This is a genomic window from Aquabacterium sp., from assembly GCF_004297345.1.
Taxonomy (GTDB): Bacteria; Pseudomonadota; Gammaproteobacteria; order Burkholderiales; family Burkholderiaceae_C; genus Aquabacterium.
In genome coordinates, this window is the sequence record NZ_SCTN01000256.1 from 1 (window position 1) to 9,179 (window position 9,179).

Sequence of the window (9,179 nt, forward strand, 5' to 3'; positions counted from 1 at the left end):
CTCGTCGATGTCGTCAATGCGGTTGGTCGTCAGGAAGAGCAGGCCATCGAAGTACTCCAGCACGCGCAGGAACACGCCCACCACGGCATTGGCCGTGATGTCGTCGCTGCGCTTGCGGATGTACACGTCGGCCTCGTCGATCAACATGACCGCACCCCAGCGCTGTGCCCGTTTGAGCGCTTCCTTCAAGGCCGTTTCCATCGCGCTGACACTCAGGCCCAGTTGCCCCGAGTGCACGCGGTACAAGGGCCGGCCGGTGACCTCGGCATAGACCTCGGCCGTGAGCGTCTTGCCCACGCCGGGTGGCCCGGCGCACAACACCGTGGTGCCGCCACTCTTGCCGGCAATCACATCTTCCTGCAGCACGTCCATCTCGGCGGTCAGGATGTCGATCAGCTCCGTCTGCTCGTGGGGCAGCACCAGCTTGTGCTTGAGACCGGGTTGGTAGACATAGGGCCGGATGTCGTCGGCATGCACCCACAGATGCTGGTGCAGTTCGAGATGGAAGACAAAGAGATAGGCGTGGACGGGCAGCGCCTTGAAAAGCTGCTTGGGCAGTGCGGCATCCAGGGCCTTGACCTCCTCTTCAAAGTCGAAGTCACTGCTCTTGGCCGCACGGCGCAGATAGGGCGCCAGGATGTCGCCAGGCGATTCCAGCCCCACGGCGCGCGGCGGCAGAATGCCCTCGTCATTGACGATGCGGGCCTGAGCGCCGCTCGCGCTCAACACCACCTGGTCTTTGCGGCTCCAGTCCATGTCGCGGTGCGTGGCCGTGGGGTCTTCGGCGATGAAGCCCATGCCTTGCCCGGCAAACTGGTGGCCATAACGCCCCCGCCATTCAAAGTAGCGGCTGGCCGAGGCATCGTAGGCCGCCAACAGCGCCGGGCTTTCCCTGAGCAGGCCCTTGGCCGTGAGGATCTCTGCGATGGTGTGGCCCGGCAGGTCACCTTCGGTGATGCGAATCGTCTGTGAGATCAGATGGGCCTTGGCATTGGCCTTGAGCTCAACCATGATCTTGCCAAGCTCTTCCGAAGAGCCCTGGACGTAGTCGATGCGGGTGGGCACCCAGGCCAGCGGCTTGCCGTCCATGTTGGCGGCAAACAGCCAGCCCCTTTCCGTGCCGTCTGCCAGATAGCGAACCAGCGCAGGCAGCAGGCCCTCCAATGAGTCGCCTTGCTTGAAGCGCGGCAACTCATGCTGCTGGGCCGCGATCAGCGCCCGCAATTGCGCTGCACGGCCTGCAAGCGCGGCCCCCGCATCCTCGTACAGACGAGCAAGGAACTCCAGGGCCTCGACCGGCAGTGTGTGCGATCTCAGTTCAATGCGATGGCCGAATCGCAATTGTGATTGCAGGCCATCCAGTTCCGGGAATCGTTCCGTCAGTGCCAGAACGTCCGGGCGATCCAGTTGCAGCTTCATGACAGGACAAGTGAAAGCGCCCGAACCAGGCTTGGAACGATTCTCGACGAACGATCAAACCGGACGGTTCTCGTTGGGATTGCGCACAGGGCCCATCAGCTCCAGGCCTTCCGCGTAGGTGATCGTGTCGAAGGTGATGTCGAACTTGAATGCGACTTCGGCAATCTTGTCGAGCTTGGCAGCCGTGTCGAACTTCTTGAGGTCATTGCGCTCGATGTAAAGCAGCTCCAGCAGTTCGTTGTAGAGCGTGGCCTCGTCAATGGGAAGCACATAGAACATGGCGCCCTTGTAAGGCACCTGGTACTTCTTGCTCAGGTCGATGTTGTTGCAAAACAGGAAGTACTTGCCGCCCGCGGTCAGGGCATCGCCCAGTACTTCAGCCACGTCCTTGAGGTTCTCGAAAGACAGCAGATAGCCGGCAAAGAACGGCAGTGTCTTGTCGCCGACATTGGCCACGGTGAGTACCTGGTCGCAGGTGAGTTCGGGTGGACGGGCTTCGTCGGCCATCTGCTCGCTGAACTTCAGAGCGAGTTCACCGCGGAAACCAACACGGCCAGGCTTGTGGGTGGGGCCTTTGAACACAGGGTTCTGCAGGTAACGGCCCTTGTCCAGTCGGCCCAACACCGTTTGTTCAAGGGGGCTCTGCTCGATCATCGCGGTCATGATGTGGTCCTTCACGTTGTAGGTAAACAGGTATGCCAAATCCCTTCAATGCAATCGGCATACCAGTCAGGTTCACACTGCAAGCAGGTTTGACGCGCGTCATGTGTGATGCGCTATTTCTCTAGGTAGATACCTCTTCACGGACGCCCTCCAGGGCGTGATCGCCGTTGTTCGAGCGTCGTTCTCGGGCTTGTGCCTTTCGCGACGTGATGTGAGGTTTTGTCGGCTTTCAAACAATGCCGAAATGCCCCCGCCAAATCGGGCAAAAACACAATTTCCCTAGCGTAATCAATCACTTGCGTCATTCGATGGCGGGTGGCACAGCAGTTGCGATAGAGGCTGTGCGCAGACCATGTCTGGCCAGAGCGTAGCGACAAGAAGAAGACACACATCGCACCAAAGGCACATCAGGGTCGCGGCTTCGCAACCTGCATTCAACCTCATCCTCTATTGGAGAACTGCAATGGCTTCTTTGAGACAGATCGCTTTCTATGGCAAAGGTGGTATCGGCAAGTCCACCACCTCGCAAAACACACTGGCCGCATTGGCCGAAATGGGTCAGAAGATCCTGATCGTCGGCTGCGACCCCAAGGCCGACTCGACCCGTCTGATCCTGCATGCGAAGGCACAGGACACCATCCTGTCGCTGGCTGCTGAAGCTGGCTCCGTCGAAGACCTCGAGCTCGACGATGTCATGAAGGTGGGCTATCGCGACATCCGTTGCGTGGAATCCGGTGGCCCAGAGCCAGGGGTTGGCTGCGCCGGTCGCGGTGTGATCACTTCGATCAATTTCCTGGAAGAAAACGGCGCCTACGAAGGCGTGGACTATGTGTCCTACGACGTGCTGGGTGACGTGGTGTGCGGTGGCTTCGCCATGCCCATCCGTGAAAACAAGGCGCAGGAAATCTACATCGTGATGTCGGGCGAGATGATGGCCATGTACGCGGCCAACAACATCTCCAAGGGTATTCTGAAGTACGCCAACAGCGGCGGTGTGCGCCTGGGCGGCCTGGTCTGCAACGAGCGTCAGACCGACAAGGAACTGGAACTGGCTGAATCGCTGGCCAAGAAGCTGGGCTCCAGGCTGATCCACTTCGTGCCCCGCGACAACATCGTGCAGCACGCCGAACTGCGTCGCATGACTGTTCTGGAATACGCACCGGATTCCAAGCAGGCTGGTGAATACCGCACGCTGGCCACGAAGGTCCACGCCAATGCAGGCAATGGTGCCATCCCCACGCCCATCACGATGGACGAACTGGAAGACCTGCTGATGGAGCACGGGATCATGAAGTCGATTGACGAGACGCAAGTCGGCAAGACCGCTGCTGAATTGGCGGCATAAGGCCCACCCCCGAAGCGCCTGCGGCGTTCCCATTCAAGGGGGGCGAGCGGGCAAGCGATCGGTCCGGTGGACCGGTCGCGCCTCGCGAGCGGCCAGCCTTGGCTGGCGCGGCCTGCAAGGCCCGCTGACGGCCGCTTGACAAACCGAGCACCTCGCCTTGAAGAGGTTGGAGATCCAAAATGAGCATGACCGTTGAAGAACGCAAGGCCACGAACAAGGCCTTGATCGATGAAGTCCTCAAGGCCTATCCTGAAAAGATGGCCAAGCGCCGTGCCAAGCACCTTGGCACCTACGAAGAAGGCAAGCCCGATTGCGGCGTGAAGTCCAACATCAAGTCGCTGCCTGGCGTGATGACGATCCGCGGTTGTGCCTACGCTGGTTCCAAGGGCGTGGTGTGGGGCCCGATCAAGGACATGATCCACATCTCGCACGGCCCCGTTGGCTGCGGCCAGTATTCATGGGCGGCACGTCGTAACTACTACATTGGCGTCACAGGTGTCGACACCTTCGTGACCATGCAGTTCACGTCCGACTTCCAGGAAAAAGACATCGTCTTTGGCGGTGACAAGAAGCTGGAAAAGATCGTCGACGAAATCCAGGAACTGTTCCCCCTGAACAAAGGCATCTCGGTGCAGTCGGAGTGCCCGATCGGTCTGATCGGTGATGACATCGAGGCTGTGTCGAAGAAGAAGTCCAAGGAACACGGCAACCACACCATCGTGCCGGTGCGTTGCGAAGGTTTCCGCGGCGTGTCGCAATCGCTGGGTCACCACATCGCCAATGATGCGATCCGTGACTGGGTGTTCGATGGCACCACCAAGAAAGAGCGCGAATTCGAAGCGACACCGTATGACGTGGCCATCATCGGTGACTACAACATCGGTGGCGATGCCTGGTCCAGCCGCATTCTGCTGGAAGAGATGGGCCTGCGCGTGATCGCGCAATGGTCGGGTGACGGCACCATCGCCGAGCTAGAAAACACGCCCAAGGCCAAACTCAATGTGCTGCACTGCTACCGCTCGATGAACTACATCAGCCGCCACATGGAAGAGAAGTACGGCATTCCATGGGTGGAGTACAACTTCTTCGGCCCGACCATGATCGTCAAGTCGTTGCGCGAAATTGCCTCGCACTTCGATGACACCATCAAGGCGAACGCCGAGAAGGTGATCGCCAAGTACCAGCCTCTGATGGACGCCGTGATCGCCAAGTACAAGCCCCGCCTGGAAGGCAAGAAGGTCATGCTGTATGTGGGGGGCTTGCGTCCCCGCCACGTGATCGGTGCTTACGAGGATCTGGGCATGGAAGTGGTCGGTACGGGCTACGAGTTCGGCCACAACGACGACTACCAGCGCACGACCCACTACATCAAGGATTCCACGCTGATCTATGACGACGTGACCGGCTATGAGTTCGAGAAGTTCGTCGAAACGATCAAGCCAGACCTGATCGGCTCGGGCATCAAGGAGAAGTACGTCTTCCAGAAGATGGGCGTGCCTTTCCGCCAGATGCACAGCTGGGATTACTCCGGCCCTTATCACGGCTATGACGGCTTTGCCATCTTCGCCCGTGACATGGACATGGCCATCAGCAGCCCGATCTGGGGCCTGACCAAGGCCCCCTGGAAGAACTGATTTTTTAGGAGAGCACCATGCCTCAAAATGTAGACAAGATCCTTGATCACGAACTGCTGTTCCGCGAGCCGGAGTATCAGGAACTGTTCGCGACCAAGAAGGCCTTCGAGTTCAACCACCCCGACGAGAAGATCAAACAGATCGTCGAATGGACCAAAACCGAAGACTACAAAGAGAAGAACTTCAAGCGTGATTCGCTGGTCGTGAACCCGGCCAAGGCCTGCCAGCCACTGGGCGCTGTCTTCGTGGCCAATGGTTTTGCCAAGACCATGTCCTTCGTGCACGGATCCCAAGGTTGCGTGGCCTACTACCGCTCGCACTTCTCGCGTCACTTCAAGGAGCCGACATCGTGCGTGTCGTCGTCAATGACGGAAGATGCGGCCGTGTTCGGTGGCCTCAACAACATGATCGACGGCCTGGCCAACACCTACAACCTCTACAAGCCAGACATGATCGCCGTTTCGACGACGTGCATGGCCGAGGTGATCGGTGATGACCTGAACGCCTTCATCAAGACATCGAAGGAAAAGGGCTCCATCCCTGCCGAGTTCGATGTGCCGTTTGCTCACACGCCAGCCTTCGTCGGCAGCCACGTGACAGGCTATGACAACGCTTTGCTGGGCATCCTGCAGCACTTCTGGGACGGCAAGTCGGGCACAACGCCAGCCCTGACGCGCACGCCCAACGAGTCGATCAACTTCATTGGTGGCTTCGACGGTTTCGTTGTCGGCAACATGAAGGAGATCAAGCGCATCTTTGGCTTGTTTGGCATCGACTACACGATCATCTGCGATCCTTCGACGGTCTGGAACACGCCGACCGATGGCGAGTTCCGCATGTACGACGGTGGCACGACCAAGGAAGAGGTGGAGCGTGCCTTGAACGCCAAGGCCACCATCGTCTTCCAGGAGTTCAGCTGTGAACGCACGACCAAGTACATCCGGGAAAAGGGCCAGGAGGTGGTGGTCCTCAACAGCCCGATCGGTGTGGCTGGCACAGACAAGTTCCTGATGGAGCTGTCGCGTCTGACCGGCAAGCCTGTGCCAGCCGAGTTGGAACGTGAGCGCGGTACGCTGGTTGATGCCATGGCTGATAGCCAGGCTCACTTGCACGGCAAGCGCTATGCCTTGTACGGTGACCCTGATCAGTTGCTGGGCCTGACCCAGTTCCTGCTGGAGTTGGGTGCGGAGCCTGCACACGTGCTGGCCACGAATGGCGATGACAAGTGGGCCAGCAAGGTGCAGGCGCTCTTCAATGCATCGCCCTATGGCAAGAACTGCAAGGCCTATCCAAAGCGCGATCTGTGGCACATGCGCTCGCTGCTGCACACGGAGCCCGTGGACTTCCTGATCGGCAATACCTACGGCAAGTACCTGGAACGCGACGTCGGCACCCCGCTGATCCGCCTGGTGTTCCCGATCTTCGATCGTCATCACTACCATCGCCTGCCGACATGGGGCTATGAAGGTGGTCACCGCGTGCTCGTGAACTTCCTCGATGAATACTTCGAGACGCTGGATGCCAACACGATCATCCCGGGCAAGACCGACTATTCCTACGACATCATCCGGTGAATTGGCGTGTCTGCCTGCTGTGCGGGCAGATCTGACAGCCTGCAGTGCTCGCCATACTGGTGTATGGCTGCGCGCTTCGACTGCCACCTCTGCCCGCTCGCGACGGCATCCATCGCCACTTCACAGTGGGGTTGGATGCCGTTTGTGTTTTGTTGATGTGAATTCTCTGAGCGAGGTGTGTCCATGTCGCAAGCTGTGTATGTCAAGTCCACGCAGGATGGCCGCAAGGTCGAGGTGATCGATGGCTGGTTGTGCCTGGCCGGGAACCGCGAAACGGATACCCTGGTTCCCTTGATCGAGCACCCCAATCGCCAGGCCATTTCACGGGCCGTGCCGGGTGCCACGCACATGGCTGGTCGGATTCCATTGCGGCATGACGAGGCCGCGATTGCACAAGGGGCGCTGGATGTGTCCAAGCGTGCGTTCTCGGTGGATCCCGTCTCCATCGAAGAGCGCTTTCGCAAGGCCGTGTGGGCCAAGGCCACGGCCGAAGGTGTGGAGTAGCCCATGATCTTCGTGGTCGAAGTGCCGCATGACGGCCATCCCCATGCCTGGTTTGCCTTCGAGGGGGCTGATCTGTTGGGCAAGATTGCTGCAGAAGATGCTTTCCAGGAGTGGGAAATCTTCGATCGCACCAGCGCACGTGAGTTGTTCGAGTTGGTGGGGGCCGTGCCTGATGCACCAGATGCCAGCGAGGCGTTTCCAGGCATCAGTCGTCTGGCGCAGGAATATGGGCTTGATACGCCCTTGTACCGCGCGGATCATCTGCTGGAACGTGGCTGCTATCAGCCTGCAGCCGTGTCCTTGGAGGCCGCTTGCGAAGCCGCGCTCAAGCGGCGCAAGTTGCCGGCACGAGAGGGCGGCGTCCTGCGGGACTACCGCGTCTACTGGTCCGAGCCCGATGCTGTTCTGGCGATCGAGAGCCAGGACCCCTTCTTCGCAGAGCACGGCAACTGGCGAGCCTTGCATGCCTTGCGAGAGCAACTGCTGGCACTGGATGTGCTGGCCGCTGATTGACTCAGGTTGAGAGGCACAGTGAGGCTGTGATGGACAGTGCTTTGTCCTCCATCGACTTCTTCCGGCAGATGCACGCGCATTACGAGCAGCTCATCGTGCGCTTCAAGGGGCGCACGATGCTGCTGGACGCCGTGCTGCAACTGGCCTGGCGCTGTTTCGACACCAATGTGACAACGCAATGCCAGGGCCTGCCCGAGCTGGACTGCCACAAGGGCTGCGCCACTTGCTGCACCCTGCGCGTGACGGCGACCGCGCCTGAGGTCTTCATGCTGGCCCGTTTCATCCAGGCGGTGGCACCAGGTCTGGCGCAACATGGCATCAACCTGCGTGATCAGGTCGCAAAGGCCAATGGCGCCACATGCGGACATGGTGAGCACGAGCGTGTGGCCCTGCGTCAGCGTTGTCCCTTCATCGCGCAAGGCACCTGTGTTATCTACCAGGTCAGGCCGCTCGCTTGTCGCGGCCTGGCCTCCTACGACCGAAAAGCCTGTGCGCAAGCCGCATCCGGCAAGATCGATCAGATTCCGTATTCCGAGCCGCATATGCGGGTGCGCAGCCTGGTTCAGAACGCACTGCAATCGGCCATGCGGGATGGTGGCCTGCCATGGGCCAACTATGAGCTCAATCAGGCCTTGTTGATGGCCCTGGATGACGACACCCTGGAGGCCCGATGGCTGGCCGGCGAGGACGTGTTGCATCTGGCTCAGGTCAACGAGGTGGACGAGGCGGAAATGGCCGCCACGTTCGATGAGCTCAAGCGTGTCTTGAGCTGATCCGCTGCTGACCACGTCTGCCTTTGGCGCTTTCCTGACAAGCCTGACGTCTGCTGTCGAATTTGTCGCGCATCTGCCGCTGTTCAGGCTGCCCATCCCAGGCAAACACAGTTGGCACCTTTTGTGCAATGAAGCTGTCACCCCCTCAAGGAGCAGACCATGTCCGCATCGCTCAAACAGAAGATCGCCGAAGTGTTTGACGAGCCTGGTTGCGACAAGAACCAGGGCAAGAGTGAGAAGGAACGCAAGAAGGGCTGCACCAAGCAACTGTCGCCCGGTGCTGCTGCAGGGGGCTGTGCGTTTGATGGCGCGAAGATCGCGCTGCAGCCCATCGTGGATGTGGCTCACCTGGTCCACGGGCCGATTGCCTGCGAAGGCAACAGCTGGGACAACCGCCACAGCTACTCATCTGGATCGACCCTGTACCGAACCGGTTTCACGACCGACATCAACGAGCTCGACGTGATCTATGGCGGTGAGAAGCGCCTGTTCAAATCGGTCAGGGAGATCATCGAGAAGTACGATCCACCGGCCGTCTTCGTGTACCAGACCTGTGTCACGGCCCTCATCGGGGATGACATCGAGGCGGTGTGCAAGAGGGCCTCCGAGAAATTCGGCAAGCCCGTCATTCCGGTCAACTCGCCGGGTTTTGCAGGCCCCAAGAACCTGGGCAACAAGCTCGGCGGCGAGTCGGTCCTGGACTACGTGATCGGGACCCAGGAGCCCGCTTACACCACCCCCCACGACATCAACA

At 59.7% G+C, this 9,179-nt stretch carries 9 protein-coding genes; 7 read left to right on the forward strand and 2 right to left on the reverse strand.

The window, feature by feature from the left end:
- Together EPO09_RS09085 and EPO09_RS09090 are read right to left on the reverse strand one after the other, a co-directional pair.
- Nucleotides 1-1,419: AAA family ATPase (locus tag EPO09_RS09085; RefSeq protein ID WP_290642342.1), on the reverse strand; the 1,419-nt coding region annotated here is incomplete at its 3' end.
- Nucleotides 1,420-1,473: 54 nt separating this feature from the next.
- Nucleotides 1,474-2,082 carry a hypothetical protein gene (locus tag EPO09_RS09090; RefSeq protein WP_290642344.1) on the reverse strand — a complete coding sequence of 203 codons (609 nt, stop codon included), beginning with the start codon at nt 2,080-2,082 and terminating at the stop codon, nt 1,474-1,476.
- 463 nt (nt 2,083-2,545) lie between these two features.
- Here EPO09_RS09090 and nifH point away from each other — a divergent pair, with 463 nt between their 5' ends.
- From nifH to EPO09_RS09125, 7 genes are all read left to right on the forward strand, one after another.
- On the forward strand, nt 2,546-3,427 hold the full coding sequence (nifH, locus tag EPO09_RS09095; protein ID WP_290642346.1) for a nitrogenase iron protein: 882 nt from the start codon (nt 2,546-2,548) through the stop codon (nt 3,425-3,427).
- A gap of 179 nt (nt 3,428-3,606) precedes the next feature.
- On the forward strand, nt 3,607-5,061 hold the full coding sequence (nifD, locus tag EPO09_RS09100) for a nitrogenase molybdenum-iron protein alpha chain (RefSeq protein ID WP_290642348.1): 1,455 nt from the start codon (nt 3,607-3,609) through the stop codon (nt 5,059-5,061).
- Nucleotides 5,062-5,078: 17 nt separating this feature from the next.
- Nucleotides 5,079-6,635: a nitrogenase molybdenum-iron protein subunit beta gene (gene nifK, locus EPO09_RS09105; protein ID WP_290642349.1), complete on the forward strand. Its 1,557-nt coding sequence runs from the start codon at nt 5,079-5,081 to the stop codon at nt 6,633-6,635.
- 183 nt (nt 6,636-6,818) lie between these two features.
- Nucleotides 6,819-7,139: a hypothetical protein gene (locus EPO09_RS09110; RefSeq protein ID WP_290642351.1), complete on the forward strand. Its 321-nt coding sequence runs from the start codon at nt 6,819-6,821 to the stop codon at nt 7,137-7,139.
- Between the two features lie 3 nt (nt 7,140-7,142).
- Entirely contained in the window at nt 7,143-7,652 is a 510-nt protein-coding gene (locus tag EPO09_RS09115) for a hypothetical protein (protein WP_290642353.1), read from the forward strand.
- Nucleotides 7,653-7,681: 29 nt separating this feature from the next.
- Entirely contained in the window at nt 7,682-8,425 is a 744-nt protein-coding gene (locus EPO09_RS09120; protein WP_290642355.1) for a YkgJ family cysteine cluster protein, read from the forward strand.
- 159 nt (nt 8,426-8,584) lie between these two features.
- Nucleotides 8,585-9,179: nitrogenase component 1 (locus EPO09_RS09125; protein ID WP_290642357.1), on the forward strand; the 595-nt coding region annotated here is incomplete at its 3' end.